General features: G+C 48.9%; 1 protein-coding gene. It reads left to right on the forward strand.

The annotated features are described in order from the left end of the window. The coding region (locus tag ACEYW6_RS36855) for an FAD binding domain-containing protein (protein ID WP_412983700.1) at positions 1 to 233 on the forward strand (233 nt) is incomplete at both ends.

The following is a 233-nucleotide window of genomic DNA, read 5'->3' on the forward strand; positions in this document are numbered from 1 at the left end:
GTTGGCACCGTTTCCGCTAATCAAACGGCACAGTTTCTCGCAGGCGGGACAAATTTGATTGATTTGATGAAAGAATATGTCGAGCGCCCCAGCGAACTTGTTGACATCTCACGTTTGAATCTGGCGCAAATTAGCTCGACCTCTAACGGAATTTCGATCGGCGCGTTAGCCAAAAATACTGATACGGCTAACCATGCGCTCGTCCGGCAAAATTACCCGCTTCTGTCAATGGC

The sequence above is a fragment of the Nostoc sp. UIC 10607 genome (assembly GCF_047228265.1).
Lineage (GTDB): Bacteria > Cyanobacteriota > Cyanobacteriia > Cyanobacteriales > Nostocaceae > Nostoc > Nostoc foliaceum_A.